Genomic DNA, 18,559 nt, shown 5'->3' with positions numbered 1-18,559 from the left:
AAGCATATTCAGAGGTGGCTTTATGGCATATTTAAGTCAGGATGAAATGGAGAAGATAGGTTTCCGCTTCCTTGGCCGTGGAGTGAAAATAAGTGATAAAGCGTCAATTTATAATCCTGAGAAAATAAGTATCGGTGATAAGTCACGGATTGATGATTTCTGTGTTGTTTCAGGCTTTGTTGATATAGGGAAATATTGTCACATTACACCAATGTGTTTAGTCGCGGGTGGAGAACCCGGGATAATTATGTCTGATTTTGTAACATTGGCCTATGGCGTAAAGGTATTTTCTCAAAGCGATGATTATTCAGGTGAGTCTTTAGTTAATTCGAATATCCCTAAGAAATTTAAGCATGAAAAATTTGCTAAAGTAACTATAAATAAACATGTAGTTATAGGCACAAATGCTGTCGTATTTCCAGGCGTTACAATTGACGAAGGATGTTCAATTGGCGCAATGTCTTTAGTTATTAGCTCAACAACTAGCTGGGGAATATATTTCGGTACACCAGCGAAAAGAAGGTCAGAAAGAAGCAAGAATCTTCTGGCATTGGAAAAAGAATTTATGTTGGATTTAAAAAATAATGATTCCTTTCAATAAACCACTACTTGTTAATAATGAAATTAGATACATAACTGACTCAGTTGCTTCTGGGAAAATATCTGGTGATGGCAAGTATACTAAGTTATGCCATAAGTTCTTTGAAAAAGAACAGGGTTTTAAAAAAGCCCTTTTAACAACATCTTGTACAGACGCCTTAGAAATGGCTGCAATACTAATTGATATAAAACCGGGTGACGAGGTAATTGCCCCTTCATATACTTTCGTATCAACAGTAAATGCGTTTGTATTGAGAGGTGCAAAAATTGTTTTTGCAGACAGCTATAGTGATAATCCAAATATAGATCCTGATCATATTGAAAAACTTATTACATCTAAAACAAAAGCAATAGTTGTTGTGCATTACGCGGGTGTAGCTTGTGATATGGATAGAATCATGAACATTGCATCCGAAAATAGTTTATTTGTAGTAGAAGATGCAGCTCAGGCAATTGACTCCTATTATAAAGGTAAGCGGTTAGGTTCGATTGGCGACTTTGGCGCATTTTCGTTCCATGAAACGAAAAACATAATCGCTGGTGAGGGCGGTTTGCTTACTATTAATAAAGAACAATATACAAGTAGAGCCGAAATAATAAGAGAAAAAGGAACTAACCGTACATCATTTTTTCGTGGTGAAGTAGATAAATATGGCTGGGTTGATATTGGCTCTTCTTTTTTACCATCAGATATGATAGCAGCTTATCTCTTTGCTCAGTTGGAAAGTATTGACTTAATTCAGACTAGACGAAAAGAGTTGTGGCTTCGATATTACGAGAAGCTAAGCAACTTAGAATTGTCTGAGAAAATTCATCTACCTGTAATTCCAGATTATGCTACTAATAATGCACACATGTTTTATATAGTATGTAGTAATCTAGATGAACGGTCTAGATTGATAGCATTTTTGAAAGATAATAAAGTGTCAGCAGTTTTTCATTATATTTCGTTACATAAGAGTCCATACTTTGAAGGAAAATACTCAGGTGAACAATTATTAAATTGTGACAAGTATAGTGACCAATTAGTTAGATTACCGCTTTATTATGAACTAAAATTTGAAGAAGTAGATTTTATAGTGAGTTTAATAAACAAGTTTTACATTGAAGGATAGGTTTTTGTTAATTAAGTTATCTTCACTATATACAGCACAGCTTCTAAAGGCTGTGCTCCCCTTATTATTTATACCGTTAATAATCGTTGAAGTGGGCATCCAGCAATATGGATTAGTATCTTTCATGTTGTTGATGATGTCTTTTTTAGGCCTTTTAGATGCAGGTATAAGTGGAGGCATGGTAAGAGTTTTATCAATTAGCAAGACTAATATTGAAGAGTTCACAGCAGCCTTAAAGTTATGGTTAAATGTTTTCCTATTTATTATGGGAATTTCTGTTCTTATTTTTTTACTATTTTTTGTTGGAGCTGACTTTCTAGCATCATCTTGGTTTGAAGCCGACTTGTCGTTAAGCTTGATGAACCAAAGCTTAATTATGATAGGTGTGATTTTGTCTTTAACCTTTTTAAAAGGATACCTAACTAGCAAGCTTGTAGGATTTGAGAAGCAAATTCAGTTATCAGTATGGCAGGTAGTTATAACTACATGCCAATACATAATACCGTATTACATATTGAAAATTTATGGTTCTGATGTAGATGTGTATTTAGCAGCGGTTGCCTTTTTCTGTTTTATTGACTGTTTAGTTATGTATTTTTTAGGATTTTTTTATTCAAAAAATATAGCTAAAAAACTATCTTCTTATGAAGAAAAAGTAATGATAAGTTCGGATATAAGCAGATATCAGTTTTTAGGCTTTGTTAAGAACTGTATCCATTTATCGGGGTTAACTATAATCTGGACAGTTTCGACTCAAATTGACAAGTTGGTATTATCAAAATATGTTTCCATGGAAACGTTCAGCTACTACCAAATAGCAGCGCAAGTTGCGTTAAGTGTTAATTTAGTAATAATGCCTCTTAACCAATTTTTAATGCCAAGGCTGGCAAGTCTATATAGTTCAAGTGAATTTTCAAATTACTCAGAGCTTATTATTAGATTTTTTACTTTTTTTGTTTTATTCTTTGCGCTATTTACCCCAATGTATTTTTCTTTTGGAAAGTATATTTTAAGTTTTTGGCTCGCTGATATTACCTTAACAGAGAATGTTCACGTATACCTAAAATGGCTGTTATATTCTGCGGTTATCCAGTCATTTTCAAATTTCATTTTTTTATTTTATTACTCAACTAACCGTTTAAACAGACAGTTTCATGCTTATTTAATTTATAGTTCTATAACTATTCCCGGTAGTATTTTTATCGCAATTAAATATGGAGCGGAAGCATGTGCGATATTTAGTCTTGTATCTTCTTTTTTGTTTTTTATTGTGTGGGGGTCAATTACTCTGAATAGTTATTTTAAGAAGTTTCAGTTGAAAATGTTTTTCCTTCCAATTATTGTTTTTGCAGCATCTTCTCTTTTTCTTCAGTCGGCTAATTTTTTCTTGAGAGGAGAATATTTAAAATTTCAAATTATTTTATTTTCAATATTTTATGTAGTAGTTTTTTATTTCATTTGTAGGTTTATTGTCAAGTTGTCAAGATCAAAAAAAGAACCTGTAGGCATGAGGTTGTAATGGCTAAATTTCTTATTTTCACTCCCTCATATAATGAAAAGAGTGGCGGTGTAGTGGTGTTGCACAAACTATGTCATATCTTAAATGAATTAGGCCATGAATCCTATTTGTTTCCCTACGCATACACTTATGAAATTAACAGATTTAATTTTTTTAAGAATATGTGTAATTTTGTAAAGTGGTCTGTCTATAACTCATTGAGACCTTTTAAAAGTAATGTCCACTTTGACACCCCTGTTTTCAATGGAAGTATTAATAATTTAGATGATTTCGTTGTTGTTTATCCTGAGGTTGTATTTGGTAATCCCCTTGGTGCTAAAAATGTGGTTAGATGGCTACTGCATCAACCTGGTTTTCATGAAAAACGTTTTTACTTTAGTTCTGGCGAATTAATTTTTAAATTTAATTCTGCTATAAAGGATTTTAATTTTCCAGGTTCCTGTACTTCACCGAACGAGTTAAAAGTCATTCATTACCCTTTAGAGCATTATAACTTGTCAAATATTTCAAAAAAAAGAAGTGGTTACGCATATTGTATACGTAAAGGCAAGGGAAAGTCTTTTGTGAAAGACCATTCAAAAGATATTTTGATTGATAATCTTTCACACCAGCAAGTTGCTAAAGTTTTTAAGGAAGTCGAGTTTTTTGTTAGTTATGATACATATACGGCGTATTCAATATTTGCCACACTCTGTGGATGCAAATCAATAGTAATAGGTGATGCTGGTGTTGATAAAAAAGAATGGTACCCCTTAGATTCAGATAGGTATGGAATTGCATATGGTTTTGATGACATGGCTTGGTTGGAAAATACAAACGAATTAGTTAAAGAGCATATATTAAATGAGGAAAAAAAGTGTAAGGATAGAGTTAAAAATTTTGCTGAAGAGAGCATAGAGTATTTTAGATTATGATATTTTATCTTTTTCCTGTTTACTTCTCCGCGATGTTTTTTTTTAGTTCATTGCTAAAAGTAAAAATTAATTTTTTTATTTCTTTAATGATTTCTGCTGTTGTTGTTATTATTGCTGGTTTTCGTTATTTTTCAGACACAGATTATGAAGCTTATTATGATATATTTCACTCTCTTCCGAGTTTGGCAATGCTGGAATACCATCACCTTCGAGATACTTATGGGGAATTAGGTTATCTTTTGCTTAATGTTGCTGTGAAATCGCTCAATTTAGATTTTTACGTTGTTACCTTGGTTTGCGCGTTTATTTCTATATCTGGCAAATTTTTTTTCGTAACGAAGTTTAGTTATTCTGCGCCTTTAGTGTTAACTTGCTATTTGTGCCTTCACTTTGTAACTACTGAATTTAGTGAGCTGCGCTGGTCTGTAGCAACAAGTTTAATATTGTTATCCTTTTATTTTTCTTTTAAGAATAATAAGTTTCTCGTTTTTACATTTACTTTTTCATCTTTAATGTTTCATTATTCGACATTTTTAATTATTCCGCTGTTGCTGTTTCATAAAATTATTTCTAGGCAGTTGCTTTACATTATTTTTATTTTTTCTTTTCTTGTTGCTTTGTTTTATAAATTTATTGGCTTCAGTGTTGCAGTCGACTTTGGTGATACATTATATGCCCTTGCTAGATTGCAAAGATATTTGAATGATCCTGACTCCAATGTTGGTTTTTTTTCTCTAGCTAAATTATTCTTTTTCTTTGTAGTAATATTTTCTTTGAATTTTTTGGCTAATAGTACAAAATTTTTAGATAGAGAGCATATTTTTTTAGAAAAAATAGCTTTAGGCCTGTCGTCTATTGCCTTGATTTTCTCACTTGCTCCTGTTTTTTTTCTTAGGCTTGCTCCTCTCTTTGATTTGATTTTTCTTGTTATTATATTTAGACGAATTTTTCAACTAAATACAAAATCAACGAAGATAATCTTTTCATTTCTTCTGGTGTTTGCCTTCTCCTTATGGCAGTTGATTTCGCTACCCCGCAGCCTAAGTACTCCCTTAACAGAGGGTGGGCTAGCAACTTATCAAATGGTAATTTTTAATTAAGAAGAATTTATGATACATATTATAGTTACGAATTATAACAATGCTGACTTTTCAAATGGCCTTTATCAATCTTTATTATTAGTAAAAGACTTAGTTTTTAATTTGACTATAGTCGATAATGCGTCAGTTAAAACTGACATTGATAAGCTTAATGTTCTTGCTAAAGCACCACATGTTGACCTTATTAAAAACCCTGAAAATCTTGGTTATTTCGAAGGCTTAAATGTTGGTATTCGACTTGTCAGGCAGAAATACCCCGATGCCAAATATCTCGTTGTCGGCAATAACGACTTGGTTTTTCCAACTGATTTTGCTGAACAGCTCGCACAGTGCAGTTCTGTTTTTGACAAATACCCAGTCGTATCACCTAATATTAGAATGTTAGATGGCACACCACAGAATCCTCATGTGATTAATGGTATTAGTAAAAAACGTGAATTTATTTATGACTTGTATCATACAAGTTATTTGCTTGCTGGGTTGATAGTGCGTTTAGCTAAAGTCACGCACCGCTTCACTGACCGAAAAGATGAACAACAACATGCTATAGCTCAGGAAATACACCAAGGCTACGGTGCTTGCTATATATTGACGCCTAAGTTTTTTGAACATTTTGACGAGCTATGGGCGCCGACCTTTTTGATGTATGAAGAGTTCTTTTTGTCAAAGCAACTTGAGGAAAAAGGCTTTAAAACGTACTATGAGCCTCGAATTTCAGTAACCCATTACTGTCACGCTTCTACTGGGATGATTCCCGGCAAGTTGAAGTGGCAATACTCTCGCCAAGCACATAAAGAATATCGTAAATATGTTAAAGTTTGGCCATAAAGGATAGTTATTAATGCGTGATTTCCAAGTTTGTACACGTTGTGTTATGGACACAACAGACTCTAAAATTGTGTTTGATGAGCATGGGGTGTGTGATCACTGTCTTACATTCGACAAAGACATTAAACCAAAATGGCACACCGACGAAGTTGGCTTTAACAACATTATGGCCATTGCCGATAAAATTAAAGCTGAAGGTAAAGGCAAAGATTTTGACTGTATTATTGGCATGAGTGGTGGTATCGATAGCTCATACCTGACCTATCTTGCTAAAGAAAAGCTTGGGTTAAGGCCGTTGGTATTTCACGTGGATGCTGGCTGGAATTCTCAAACCGCTGTTAATAACATCGAGAAAATTGTCGATAAATTAGGTCTCGATTTATATACGGAAGTTATTGATTGGGAAGAAATGAAAGATTTGCAGCTTGCTTTCATTAAGTCAGGGGTTTCGCATATAGACAGCCCACAAGATCATGCTTTTTTTGCAACGATGTATAAGTTTGCAGCCAAGTACAAGGTTAACTACATATTAACTGGCGGCAATTATTCTACAGAATGTGTGCGCAACCCGCTTGAATGGATGTATTATCAATCTGATGCCACCCAACTTGTTGATATACATAAAAAGTTTGGTACTATCCCGTTAAAAAATTACCCTGTTACGAACATTCTCTGGCATAAAGTTTTTTTACCTTACATTAGAGGGATTAAACTTATCCGCCCACTAGACTACATGCCTTATCATAAAGAAGACGCAACACAATTTCTTGTCGATAATTTTGGTTACCAACGTTATGCACAAAAACATTTTGAGTCTCGCTTTACAAAGTTTTATGAGGGTTATTGGTTACCTAAAAAGTTTGGTTACGATACACGTAAAGTGCAATACTCCAGTTTAATCCTTACTGGCCAAATGACCCGCGATGAGGCTTTAGAAAAATTAAAGCAACCGGCTTATGACAAAGAGCAAATCGTGAATGAGTTCGAGTATATAGCCACTAAGCTTGGAATAACTGTTGATGAGTTGCAAGCTTACATGGGTGCTCCCAATAAAACATACAAAGATTATAAGAATCAGCAGAGTATTTACGATTTAGGTGCAAAAGTAATGCGTGCATTTGGTTTGGAAAAGGGTGGCAAACGTTGATTGGTATAGTTGATTATGGCTTGGGCAATATAAGCGCTTTTGCAAACATATTTAAGCAATTGAATATTCCTTTCAAGTCTATTAAGAACTCTGAAGATTTTGATTCAGTTGATAAGCTTATTTTACCAGGTGTTGGCGCTTTTGATTACGCAATGACCCTTTTGAACAAGTCAGGTATGCGTGAGAAACTTGATGATATGGTGCTGAACCAAAATGTTCCAGTACTTGGCGTTTGTGTTGGCATGCAGATAATGGCTGATTCTAGCGAAGAAGGCGTGATGCAAGGTTTAGGTTGGGTTTCTGGTTCAGTACGTAAGATTGACGTTGCAAAGCTAAGACATAAGCCAACTATTCCACATATGGGGTGGAACCGAGTAAAGCCCAAAAAAGATGTTGATGTTTTTGCTGGTATTGACTACGAGCAAGGTTTCTATTTTCTACATTCTTATTATTTTAGCGCTAATAACGAGGAAGATATTTTAGCGGTTGCTGAATATGCTGGCGAGTTTTCGTGTGCTGTACATAAAGATAATATTTATGGTTTTCAGTTTCACCCAGAAAAAAGCCTTTTAAATGGCGTAACGCTTCTTAAAAACTTTGCGAATATATAACTATGCTTCGATCACGAATTATCCCCTGCTTGCTGGTTAAGAATAAAGGTTTAGTCAAAACCGTTAACTTTAAAGATCCTAAGTATGTTGGCGATCCTATTAATGCTGTAAAAATTTTCAATGAAAAATTAGTTGATGAACTAGTCGTATTGGATATTGATGCCTCTCGAGATAATAGAGAGCCTGATTACAAAATGATAGCTAACCTTGCTACAGAGTGCCGGATGCCTTTTTGCTATGGAGGCGGAATTAAAACCCTAGAACAGGCTGTTAAGATCAGCAACTTAGGTGTTGAAAAGGTCGCTCTAAGTTCCTCTGTGTTACAGGATCCCGAGTTAATTACAAAAATTTCTAACGCAATTGGCAAACAAAGTGTTGTAGTTGTTTTAGATGTTAAAAAGACCCTTTTTGGTGGTTATGATTGTTACATTCTAAATGGCAGCAAAAAGGTCAAAGGTGATATTGTTGAGCTAGCCAAGATGGCTCAAGCGCGAGGTGCCGGTGAAATTGTTATCAATTCTATTGATAACGACGGCAAAATGTCAGGTTATGATCATAAACTTATTAGGCTGGTGAGGGATGCTATTGATATTCCTCTTACTGTTCTGGGTGGGGCGGGTTCTTTAAATGATATTAAATCTGTTATTGATGAACACAGAATTATTGGTGTAGCTGCGGGTAGTCTTTTTGTATTTAAAGGTACTTATAGAGCTGTATTAATAAATTATCCCTCTGTTGAAGACAAAAAGTTGCTGAACAGTCTCTTACCATAACTATTTTTTATATACGATCATAGGCTTAACAATGAAGCAAATTCTTCAAGACCTCGCTAAAGGTGCTACAACTGTTGTAAAGGCACCATCACCATCAATATCTGCTGGGAATCTTTTGATCAATACTACTTGCAGCCTCATTTCAGCCGGTACTGAGCGTATGCTTGTTGATTTTGGTAAAGCTTCTTTGATTGATAAAGCTCGTCAGCAACCCGAAAAAGTAAAAATGGTGCTGGAGAAGGTACAGACTGATGGTTTGCTAACAACTATTGACGCTGTACGTTCTAAGCTAGGGCAGCCACTTCCTTTAGGTTACTGCAATGTGGGTGTTGTAGAAGCCGTTGGTAAAGGCGCAGAGCAGTTTAAGCCTGGTGACCGTGTGCTTTCTAATGGGCCTCATGCGGATGTTGCGCGGGTGCCTAAAAACTTATGTGCAAAGATACCTGACAATGTTAGTGATGAAGCTGCTGCTTTCACGGTTGTTGCGAGTATTGGTTTACAAGGTATCAGGTTGGCTGAGCCGACCTTAGGCGAGTCTGTAGTAGTCACAGGTGTTGGTTTAATTGGTTTATTAACAGTACAGTTGTTACGCGCCCAGGGTTGTCGGGTACTGGCTATAGATTTTGACCAACGTAAACTTGAACTTGCCAAACAATTTGGTGCGGAAATTTGTAATCCTAGCATTGGTGAAGATCCTGTAGCAGCGGGTGTTTCATTTAGCCGAGGGAATGGTGTTGACGCTGTTATTATTACGGCATCAACAAAATCTAATGACCCTGTAACACAAGCAGCCAGAATGAGCCGTAAACGTGGACGAATCATTTTGGTTGGTGTTACTGGGCTAGAATTAAATAGGTCTGACTTTTACGAGAAAGAACTTAGCTTTCAGGTTTCTTGTTCTTATGGTCCTGGCCGTTATGAGCCTGACTATGAACAAAAAGGCTTAGATTATCCACTACCTTTTGTACGTTGGACTGAGCAACGTAACTTTGAAGCAATACTGGATATGATGTCATCTGGCTCTCTCAACGTTGAAGCTTTAATTACACATCGTTTTATATTTGAAAATGCTGCCGACGCATACGCAACGTTAACTGAAGATAAAAGCGCATTAGGCATTTTATTAGATTATCCAAGCAAGTTCATTGAGCGGCATATAAACACAATAAGCTTAAAACAAACTACGTTTACTGGCGATAAACCGACCCTGGGTTTCGTTGGTGCTGGAAACTATGCCTCCCGGGTATTAATACCTGCCTTTAAAGAAGCTGGTGCGCAATTACATACCATTAGCACATCAGGTGGCATAAATAGTGTTATTCATGGTGAAAAAGCGGGTTTTGCCAACGCATCTACTGATACGCAGGCATTACTTGAAAACCCTCAAATTAATACTGCGGTTATTGTCACACAACATAACAGCCATGCCTATTTCACAGAGCAAGCTTTAAAAAATGGCAAACATGTATTTGTAGAAAAGCCGCTGGCTATAAACAAAGATGAACTGGAAAAAGTAGAAGCTGCATATCATCAAACTAAAGGTAAGCAGTTGCTCATGTTGGGGTTCAACCGCCGTTTTTCTCCTCAAGTAAAAAAAATGAAGGCTTTATTAAGTGCAGTAAAAGAGCCTAAATCATTTATTATGACGATGAACGCAGGTTCCATCCCAGAAGATCATTGGACTCAAGATATTGCAGTTGGTGGTGGCCGAATAATTGGTGAGGCTTGTCACTTTATTGATTTAATGCGTTACCTGGTGGGGTTTAAAATTGTATCTGTTCAAGCTCGTCGTATGGGCGATAATTCACATCAAGCAGTAACAGAAGATAAAGCTGCAATTATTCTCGGTTTTGAAGATGGCTCTTTTGGTACTATTCATTACTATGCAAATGGTTCTTCAAGTTTTCCTAAAGAGCGGGTTGAGGTATTTACAGCTGGTCGTGTTTTACAACTAGATAATTTTATTAAATTAAAAGGTTTTGGTTGGCCAGGGTTTTCAAAAATGAATTTATGGCGACAAGATAAAGGCCAAGTATCTTGTTGTAAGGCATTTTTAACTGCGATTAAAGAGGGCAAACCTTGTCCGATTCCTGCAGATGAAGTTTTTGAAATTGCTAAGATTTCAATTGAGATAGCAGAACAACTAAGGATGCAATCAAGTTAAATATGCGGCTTTTCACTAAACTTCAGCGGCTTTACCATACGGTAAAGCCGCTTCGCTTAGAGCAAATAACATACAGAATTCGTTACAAATTCTTCCCGCTTCGAAAGCTGTCGTATAAATCCTTAGTTTGCCATGCTACTAATTGGATATGGAGTGGTCCTGAAGTTTTACAACCTTCTTTGCTGAGTGCTCACAAAGTATGTTTTCTTAACTTAAGCGGAAATGTTAATACAGTCAACGATTGGAATAATCCTAAGTATGAAAAACTTTGGCTTTATAATTTGCACTATTTTGATGATTTAAATGCAAAAAATAGTTTGGAACGTTTACCTATTCAGTATGAGTTTGTAAAACGTTGGATAAAAGAAAACCCTGCCGTTAGTGGCAATGGTTGGGAACCTTATCCTTTATCATTACGAATTGTTAACTTGATAAAATGGTACAACAGAGCAGAAATAAATGATCCTGAAGTTGTTGATAGTATAAATGTTCAAGCAAAAGCGCTTTTGAAACAGCTTGAGTATCATATCCTAGGAAACCATTTATTTGCTAATGCTAAAGCCCTTGTTTTTGTTGGTTGTTTTTTGCAAAGCTCTTTGGCGGCTGAATATCTTCAAGTTGGTTTAAAAATACTAGAACGTGAAATCCCTGAGCAATTTACAGAAGATGGTGGACATTTTGAACTTACGCCAATGTACCACTGTATTCTTCTTTGGGATCTGCTTGATCTAATTAATTTAGCAGTAATAACAAATAACAAAGAGTTATTGCTAGTATTACCTCTTTGGCGGCGCGTCGCCGAAAAAGCATTATATTGGCTGAGAGTAATGTGTCATCCTGATGGCGAAGTTAGTTTTTTCAATGACAGTACCATGGGGATTGCAGCAGCACCTGCACAGCTATTTGCTTATGCGACAAGTCTAAATCTTGACTTTGATACTCAACCTTTATCAACGTTAATAACCTTACCTGTATCTGGCTATAGTCGAGTATCGATGCCTGAACACATTTTACTGTTTGATCATGCTTCTGTAGGACCTGATTACTTACCTGGTCATGCTCATGCTGACACTTTGAGTGTGGAATGGTCTGTTGGGCTGGAGCGGGTTTTAGTTAACTCTGGTACTTCAATCTATGGGCTTAGCCAAGAAAGGTTAAGGCAGCGTCAGACAGCTGCGCATAATACAGTTGTTGTTGACAATGACGACTCATCAGAAGTGTGGAGTGGTTTTCGTGTTGCTCGACGTGCATATGCAAAACTTTTAAACGCTGATGTTCAAAACGATAAAGTTACTATTATGGCATCCCATGATGGGTACTTAAGACTTAAAGGCAAGGTTACTCATATTCGCGAGATTCGGGTAGACAGCAATAATATTGCTATCTCAGATAAATTGCAGGGTAAATTTATTAATGCTATTGCCCATTGGCATTTACACCCAGATATTAAGGTTAAACAATTATCTGATTATGAATTACAGCTCTTTCTTGTAAGTGGTAAGGAGTTACTTTTCAAAAGCAGTTCGCCTTTAAAAGTATTACCTTCAACTTGGCACCCAGGGTTTGGTGAAACAACTCATTCATCTAAAGTCGTTACCAAATTTAGTTCCAGTGAACTAAATATGACCATTTCTATTCTCTAGGAAATTCATTTTGAAAGTTTTAGTATTATCTTTTTATTTTGAACCAGACTTATGTGCAGGTTCCTTTCGATGCACGGCTTTGATTGAACAATTAAAAAAACAGCCCGGAATTGAATTAGAGGTAATAACTACACTGCCAAACCGCTACGCTTCTTTTTCAGCTCAAGCACCTCAGCATCAAGTAAAAGATGGTGTTGAGATCCATCGTATTGCTTTACCCTCGCATAAAAGCGGCATGCTGGATCAAATTAAGGCATTTACTTCGTTTTACAGACAAGCGATAAAAATAGCAAAAAGTAAAGATTACGACCTGATATATGCAACTTCTTCACGCCTATTTACTGCATTTTTAGGCGCTAGGATAGCCTCATCAAAGAAATTACCTTTGTATCTTGATATCAGAGATATTTTTGTTGATACAATTAAAGACGTGTTATCCAACAAAATAACCTGGCTTGCTAAGCCTGTTTTTTCTTTTGTTGAATCTTATACTTTTGGTAAAGCTAAGCGCATTAATTTGGTTTCAAAGGGGTTTAAAGAATACTTTGCTAGCCGTTATCCAAAGGCTGAGTTTAGATGGTTTACAAATGGCATTGATCAAGAGTTTCTTGATGCTGCGCCAATTACGTCAGACGTTGCTACCGCTTCAGAACAACTCACAGTGCTTTATGCGGGTAATATGGGGGAAGGGCAAGGGCTTCATACTATAATACCGGCTTTAGCAAAGCGATTGGAGGGTAAAGCCAAGTTCAGGATTATTGGTGATGGTGGGCGTAAGCTGGCACTTCAGCAAAGGTTGAATGAATTAACTAACGTTGACTTATTGCCGCCGGTAAGTCGCAATGAATTAATCCGCGAATACCAAAATGCTGATGTATTGTTTTTACATTTAAATGATTATCCGGCATTTCGAAAAGTACTTCCTTCAAAAATTTTTGAATACGCTGCATTGGGCAAACCAGTTTGGGCTGGTGTATCTGGTTATGCGGCCCAATTTCTTGCAAAAGAAGTAACTAACTCTTCGGTATTTTATCCTGGCGATGATGAAGCTGCATTTCGGTCTTTCAAGGAATTGAAATTAGGTGTGCAACCCAGATTAGATTTTATTGAAAAATTTTCACGTGAAAAAATTATGGCTGAAATGGCTGAAGATATAGTTAGTGTGGTTAAAAATGAAGCTTGATAAAACTGTTCTATTGACTGGTGCGACTGGTTTTGTCGGTAAGGCCGTAGTGTCGGCATTATCAGTTAAAGAACTTAGACTTTTATCTAGAAAAGATCCCCAGGTTTCTAACGCTAAATTTTACAAAGCGGAAATTTGCTCCTTATTTGATTATTCAGCATATCTGGAAAAAGTTGATGTTGTTTTACACGCCGCTGCCAGAGTGCATGTCATGTCAGATACTGAAACTGACCCGTTAGAAGCATATCGAGCAATTAATGCTGAAGGTTCGTTAAATCTAGCTAGGCAGGCAGCTGCAGCTGGAGTAAAACGTTTTATTTTTATTAGCAGTATTAAAGTTAATGGCGAAGGGACTCTGCACGGGAAGCCTTTTACTGCTTTTGACCAGATAGATGCATCAGACCCTTATGGCATTTCCAAAGCTGAAGCAGAAATTGGACTAAGGCAAATTGCAGCTGATACGGGCATGGAAGTAGTCATCATTCGCCCACCACTAGTTTATGGTGTAGGTGTGAAAGCTAACTTTGCTGCTATGTTAAATATGGCTAAAAAAAATCTACCATTACCTTTGGGAGCAATTCATAATTCTCGAAGTATGGTAGCTTTAGATAATCTCGTTGATTTAATTCTTACCTGCATCGACCATCCTAAAGCCGCAAACCAAACTTTTTTAGTCAGTGACGACCAAGATGTTTCAACCACTGAGTTATTAGAAATGATGACGCGAGCTGTAGGAAAAAAACCTTGGTTAATTCCTGTGCCAATGAGTTGGTTTAAACTTGCTGGTAAGTTAACCGGCAAGCAAGCAATTGTTGATAGGTTATGCGGTAACTTGCAGGTGGATATTAATCATACAAAAGACACTTTAGGCTGGAAGCCGCCGATTTCGGTGGAAGAGGGAATTAGGCGCTGCTTCGCAGCGAGTGAATAGTGCTTAGTTTTGAGTGTTTAGTTTTTTATTTTTGAGGTTCTATGTTAATTCGGTTGTTAGATATTATTTTTTCTTTTTTTGGTTTGGTATTTGGTTTTCCGGTGTTGGTTATTCTTACCATTATTGGTTTTTTTGATACAGGCTCACCAATTTTTCGGCAAGTGCGTGTTGGGCGTAACCAAAAACCTTTTACCTTAGTAAAATTTCGTACCATGAAAGTGGATACAGCCAGTGTGGCCAGCCACTTAGCTAGTGCCAGTGCTATTACGCCTTTTGGTGGGTTTTTACGTAAGACTAAGTTAGATGAGCTGCCCCAACTGTGGAATGTATTTAAAGGCGAGATGAGTTTAGTAGGGCCTCGGCCTGGTTTGTTTAACCAAGAAGAGTTAACGGCAGCCAGGGAAAAAATGGGTGTGTTTAGGGCTCGCCCAGGTATAACTGGTTTAGCGCAAGTGAATGAAATTGATATGTCTACGCCAGAGCTTTTAGCTGAAACCGACGCCAAAATGTTGCAAAAGCTAACGCTTGCTGATTATTTTAAATATATTTTTATGACAGTTGCGGGTAAAGGGAGTGGGGATAGGGTTAAATAGTGTTTAGTGTTTAGTGTTTAGTGTTTAGTGTTTAGTGTTTAGTGTTTAGTGTTTAGTGTTTAGTGTTTAGTGTTTAGTGTTTAGTTTTGAGTTTTTAGTTGAAAGTTGGGCTTGTTAATTTTTTGTTTGTTCGGCTATAAGTAATATTTGTTTTGAATTGGTGAGGCGGGTATGCCAGTTGATGCAAATAATGTACTTACTAAAGCGTTTGATTTTGCTGTTAGGGTGGTTAAGCTTTATCAATATTTAACCAAACAGAAAAAAGAATATGTTCTTTCTAAACAGCTGCTAAGATCTGGTACTTCAATTGGTGCAAATATTAATGAAGCGCAAGCAGGTCAATCTAAAGCTGATTTTGTCGCAAAAATGTGTATAGCAAGTAAGGAATCGAGAGAGTCCCGATATTGGCTAGCGTTACTTTGTAGCACAGGTTATCTAGATATAAACCGACCTCAAGTCCTAAGTTTAGTTAATCAAAACGATGAGCTGATTAAGATACTTACAGCTATAGTTAAAACATCACAGAGCAAAATTAAGCACTCAAAATTAAACACTTAAAACTAAAAAGGCTCAAGGATGACCAAATTAGCCCCCTCACCCACGTTTATCCACCACGGCGCCGTCGATGGCGTCACCGGCTCTTGCCACGAATATCAGTTTGCCTCTGATTATGCTGTGCTTATTGACTGCGGCTTGTTTCAGGGCGATGAGCAGGGCAGCGGCAGTGATAAATCTAACCTCTCTATTCAATTCCCCATTCAGTATATTCAAGCGTTAATTGTTACGCATGTGCATATTGATCATGTTGGGCGTATTCCTTATTTGTTAGCAGCTGGGTTTACTGGCCCTATCTATTGCTCGGTTGCCTCGGCGCACTTGTTGCCTCTAGTGTTAGAAGATGCCTTAAAAGTGGGCGTAACCCGTGATGAAAAGCTGGTTGCTGGCTTTTTAAGGGCGATAGGTCGGCAACTGGTGTCGTGCGAATTTAAACAGTGGTTAAACTTGCCTGATTACCAAGGTAAACCGGCAGGGCAGTTTCGCTTACAAAAAGCCGGGCATATTTTAGGCTCGGCCTATGTGGAAATTAAGCATTACCCTGCGGCTAGTGGCGCTGAGCTTGCGAATAACCAGGCAAACCGATCAAAGCCTAAGCCGTTCATTACGGTGTTTTCTGGTGATTTAGGGGCACCTTATTCACCTTTGCTGGTGGCGCCCAAGCCACCTTATGCCGCCGATGTGGTGGTGATAGAAAGTACCTATGGCGATAAGCTGCATGATGATCGGCGCTTACGTGTTAAGCGCTTAGAGCAAGTGCTATTACATTCGCTGCAAGATAATGGCACGGTGCTGTTTCCAGCCTTTAGCATTGGCCGAACGCAAGAGCTGGTGTACGAGTTAGAATGTATTATCCATCGCTTACAAGGCCAAAAAATTCATCAGCAGTTAGCTTGGCAAGACTTAACTGTTATTATTGACTCGCCCTTAGCCGCTAAATTTACGACTGCCTATCAACAACTGCTGCCTTGCTGGAATGCCGAAGCGCGTAAAAAAGTGCATGCGGGGCGCCACCCTCTTAGTTTTGCGAAACTGCATACCATTGATAGCCATGCCGAACATCTTGCAGCGGTTAACTTGCTTGCCAGTACCCGCAAGCCCGCTATTGTGATTGCCGCTAGCGGCATGTGTGAAGGCGGTAGAGTCGTGAATTATTTAAAAGCGTTATTGCCCGATACAGCCCATCAAGTGGTGTTTGTGGGGTATCAAGCACGCGGTACGCTTGGAGCCGCCATACAGCAATATGGCCCTCGCGGTGGTTATGTTATGATCGACGGCGAGCGGGTTGATATTCAGGCTGAAGTGCTCACATTAAGCGGCTATTCAGCGCATGCTGATAAAAAGGGGCTGATACAATTTATAAAAGGGATGCGTCACCCTCCGCAGCAGGTTAGGATAGTGCATGGTGATAATAATGCGAAACTTGCTTTGCAGCAGGCCTTAGAGCTGCAGGGAATTAAAGCGATAATTGCGCAATAGCTAGCATAGAGTTTTAAGTTAACTTTTAATTATGGAAAAAACATGAAAGTAACGGTTTTTGGTATTGGATATGTGGGTTTAGTGCAAGCTGCCGTACTAGCAGAGGTTGGCCATCAAGTATTATGTGTTGATGTGAATGCCCTGCGTGTTGAGAACTTAAAACAGGGTATTATTCCTATTTATGAACCTGGCTTAACGCCGTTAGTTGAAAAACATTTTGCCAGTGGTTATTTAAACTTTACGACAGACGCTGCTGCCGGTGTGCAGCACGGTGATGTGCAGTTTATCGCTGTTGGCACGCCACCCGATGAAGACGGCTCTGCAGATTTGCAATATGTACTGGCCGTTGCTACCACTATTGCTAATCATATGGAAACGGCAAAAGTGATCATCGATAAATCGACTGTACCTGTTGGCACAGCTGATCGTGTTAAAGCCCGCATTGCCGAAGTATTAAAAGCGCGTAATGTAGTGCTTGAATTTGATGTGGTATCAAACCCTGAATTCTTAAAAGAAGGTGCTGCAGTAAGTGATTGTATGCGACCTGATCGCATTATTGTGGGGACTTATGATGATCGCCCGCATGACTTAATGCGTGAATTGTATGAGCCGTTTAATCGCAACCATGACAAGCTGATTTTTATGGATGTGCGTTCTGCCGAGCTAACAAAATATGCCGCGAACTGCATGTTAGCGACCAAAATTTCTTTTATGAATGAAATGGCCAATTTAGCAGAAATGTTAGGTGCCGATATTGAAGCTGTGCGTAAGGGTATAGGTTCTGATCCTCGTATTGGTTATCACTTTATTTACCCTGGCTGCGGTTATGGTGGCTCCTGCTTCCCCAAAGACGTACAAGCGCTGATTCGTTCATCTGAGCAACTGGGGTATACACCAAAAATTTTACAGGCTGTTGAGGCTGTTAACGATAAGCAGAAATACAAATTACCTTCTTTAGTGCAGCAGCATTTCGGCAATGAGCTTGCAGGTAAAACCATTGCGCTGTGGGGGTTAAGCTTTAAACCTAACACAGATGATATGCGAGAAGCCAGCAGCCGAGTGCTTATGGAAACGCTGTGGCAAGCCGGTGCAAAAGTGCAAGCTTACGACCCAGAAGCGATGGAAGAAACACAACGCATTTATGGCGTAAGAGATGACTTAACCTTGGTGGGTACCAAAGAAGCGGCTTTAAAAGGTGCTGCGGCACTGGTTATATGTACTGAATGGCAACAATTTAGAGCGCCCGATTTTGACCTCATCAAAGCGCAGTTACAGCACCCCGTGATATTTGATGGCCGTAACTTATTTGAACCGCGCAGATTAGAAGCGCGTGGCTTTACCTATTATGCGATTGGCCGCGGTGAAACTGTCGCAAAAGCGGCTAGTAAGCAGGTTTTATAATTT

The 18,559-nt window shown here is 37.9% G+C and carries 17 protein-coding genes; all 17 read left to right on the top strand.

Going from position 1 to position 18,559, the window contains the following annotated elements; all coding sequences use genetic code 11:
- The first annotated feature begins 22 nt into the window (after window positions 1-22).
- The 17 genes from JAO78_RS04505 to JAO78_RS04425 all read left to right on the top strand — a co-directional run bounded on the left by JAO78_RS04505 (window position 23) and on the right by JAO78_RS04425 (window position 18,556).
- Window positions 23-601: an acyltransferase gene (locus JAO78_RS04505; protein WP_226750160.1), complete on the top strand. Its 579-nt coding sequence runs from the start codon at window positions 23-25 to the stop codon at window positions 599-601.
- Window positions 585-1,715 (top strand): dTDP-4-amino-4,6-dideoxygalactose transaminase, encoded by a 1,131-nt coding sequence (rffA, locus tag JAO78_RS04500; RefSeq protein WP_226750159.1) that lies wholly within the window; start codon window positions 585-587, stop codon window positions 1,713-1,715. The genes JAO78_RS04505 and rffA overlap by 17 nt, the downstream gene beginning before the upstream one ends.
- A gap of 4 nt (window positions 1,716-1,719) precedes the next feature.
- Window positions 1,720-3,234: a lipopolysaccharide biosynthesis protein gene (locus JAO78_RS04495; protein ID WP_226750158.1), complete on the top strand. Its 1,515-nt coding sequence runs from the start codon at window positions 1,720-1,722 to the stop codon at window positions 3,232-3,234.
- On the top strand, window positions 3,234-4,148 hold the full coding sequence (locus tag JAO78_RS04490) for a WavQ (RefSeq protein WP_226750157.1): 915 nt from the start codon (window positions 3,234-3,236) through the stop codon (window positions 4,146-4,148). Before JAO78_RS04495 ends, JAO78_RS04490 begins: the two co-directional genes overlap by 1 nt.
- Complete coding sequence (locus tag JAO78_RS04485) at window positions 4,145-5,248, top strand: EpsG family protein (RefSeq protein ID WP_226750156.1); 1,104 nt, start codon at window positions 4,145-4,147, stop codon at window positions 5,246-5,248. Before JAO78_RS04490 ends, JAO78_RS04485 begins: the two co-directional genes overlap by 4 nt.
- Window positions 5,249-5,257: 9 nt before the next feature.
- Window positions 5,258-6,076 carry a glycosyltransferase gene (locus JAO78_RS04480; RefSeq protein WP_226750155.1) on the top strand — a complete coding sequence of 273 codons (819 nt, stop codon included), beginning with the start codon at window positions 5,258-5,260 and terminating at the stop codon, window positions 6,074-6,076.
- A 13-nt stretch (window positions 6,077-6,089) separates the two neighbouring features.
- Complete coding sequence (locus JAO78_RS04475; RefSeq protein WP_226750154.1) at window positions 6,090-7,223, top strand: N-acetyl sugar amidotransferase; 1,134 nt, start codon at window positions 6,090-6,092, stop codon at window positions 7,221-7,223.
- Window positions 7,220-7,834 carry an imidazole glycerol phosphate synthase subunit HisH gene (gene hisH / locus JAO78_RS04470; protein WP_226750153.1) on the top strand — a complete coding sequence of 205 codons (615 nt, stop codon included), beginning with the start codon at window positions 7,220-7,222 and terminating at the stop codon, window positions 7,832-7,834. Before JAO78_RS04475 ends, hisH begins: the two co-directional genes overlap by 4 nt.
- Before the next feature lie 2 nt (window positions 7,835-7,836).
- Window positions 7,837-8,607: an AglZ/HisF2 family acetamidino modification protein gene (locus JAO78_RS04465; RefSeq protein ID WP_226750152.1), complete on the top strand. Its 771-nt coding sequence runs from the start codon at window positions 7,837-7,839 to the stop codon at window positions 8,605-8,607.
- Between the two features lie 31 nt (window positions 8,608-8,638).
- Window positions 8,639-10,771 (top strand): bi-domain-containing oxidoreductase, encoded by a 2,133-nt coding sequence (locus tag JAO78_RS04460; RefSeq protein ID WP_226750151.1) that lies wholly within the window; start codon window positions 8,639-8,641, stop codon window positions 10,769-10,771.
- Window positions 10,772-10,773: 2 nt separating this feature from the next.
- A complete protein-coding gene (locus JAO78_RS04455; RefSeq protein ID WP_226750150.1) occupies window positions 10,774-12,414 on the top strand; it encodes a heparinase II/III family protein in 1,641 nt (546 codons plus the stop codon).
- Window positions 12,415-12,424: 10 nt separating this feature from the next.
- Window positions 12,425-13,597: a glycosyltransferase family 4 protein gene (locus JAO78_RS04450; protein WP_226750149.1), complete on the top strand. Its 1,173-nt coding sequence runs from the start codon at window positions 12,425-12,427 to the stop codon at window positions 13,595-13,597.
- Window positions 13,587-14,528, top strand: a complete 942-nt coding sequence (locus JAO78_RS04445; protein WP_226750148.1) for a UDP-glucose 4-epimerase family protein — start codon at window positions 13,587-13,589, stop codon at window positions 14,526-14,528. Before JAO78_RS04450 ends, JAO78_RS04445 begins: the two co-directional genes overlap by 11 nt.
- 41 nt (window positions 14,529-14,569) lie before the next feature.
- The gene (locus JAO78_RS04440) at window positions 14,570-15,121 is read left to right on the top strand and encodes a sugar transferase (RefSeq protein ID WP_226750147.1); all 552 of its coding nucleotides are present in this window, start codon (window positions 14,570-14,572) and stop codon (window positions 15,119-15,121) included.
- Between the two features lie 171 nt (window positions 15,122-15,292).
- The gene (locus JAO78_RS04435; protein ID WP_226750146.1) at window positions 15,293-15,679 is read left to right on the top strand and encodes a four helix bundle protein; all 387 of its coding nucleotides are present in this window, start codon (window positions 15,293-15,295) and stop codon (window positions 15,677-15,679) included.
- 18 nt (window positions 15,680-15,697) lie between these two features.
- Window positions 15,698-17,155 carry an MBL fold metallo-hydrolase gene (locus JAO78_RS04430; protein WP_226750145.1) on the top strand — a complete coding sequence of 486 codons (1,458 nt, stop codon included), beginning with the start codon at window positions 15,698-15,700 and terminating at the stop codon, window positions 17,153-17,155.
- Between the two features lie 42 nt (window positions 17,156-17,197).
- Window positions 17,198-18,556, top strand: a complete 1,359-nt coding sequence (locus JAO78_RS04425) for a UDP-glucose dehydrogenase family protein (protein WP_226750144.1) — start codon at window positions 17,198-17,200, stop codon at window positions 18,554-18,556.
- Window positions 18,557-18,559 lie beyond the last annotated feature (3 nt).

The sequence above is a fragment of the Alishewanella maricola genome (genome assembly GCF_016343785.1).
Lineage (GTDB): Bacteria > Pseudomonadota > Gammaproteobacteria > Enterobacterales > Alteromonadaceae > Alishewanella > Alishewanella maricola.
Note: the sequence above shows the minus strand (reverse complement) of the source record. Positions and strands in the feature narration are given on the sequence as shown.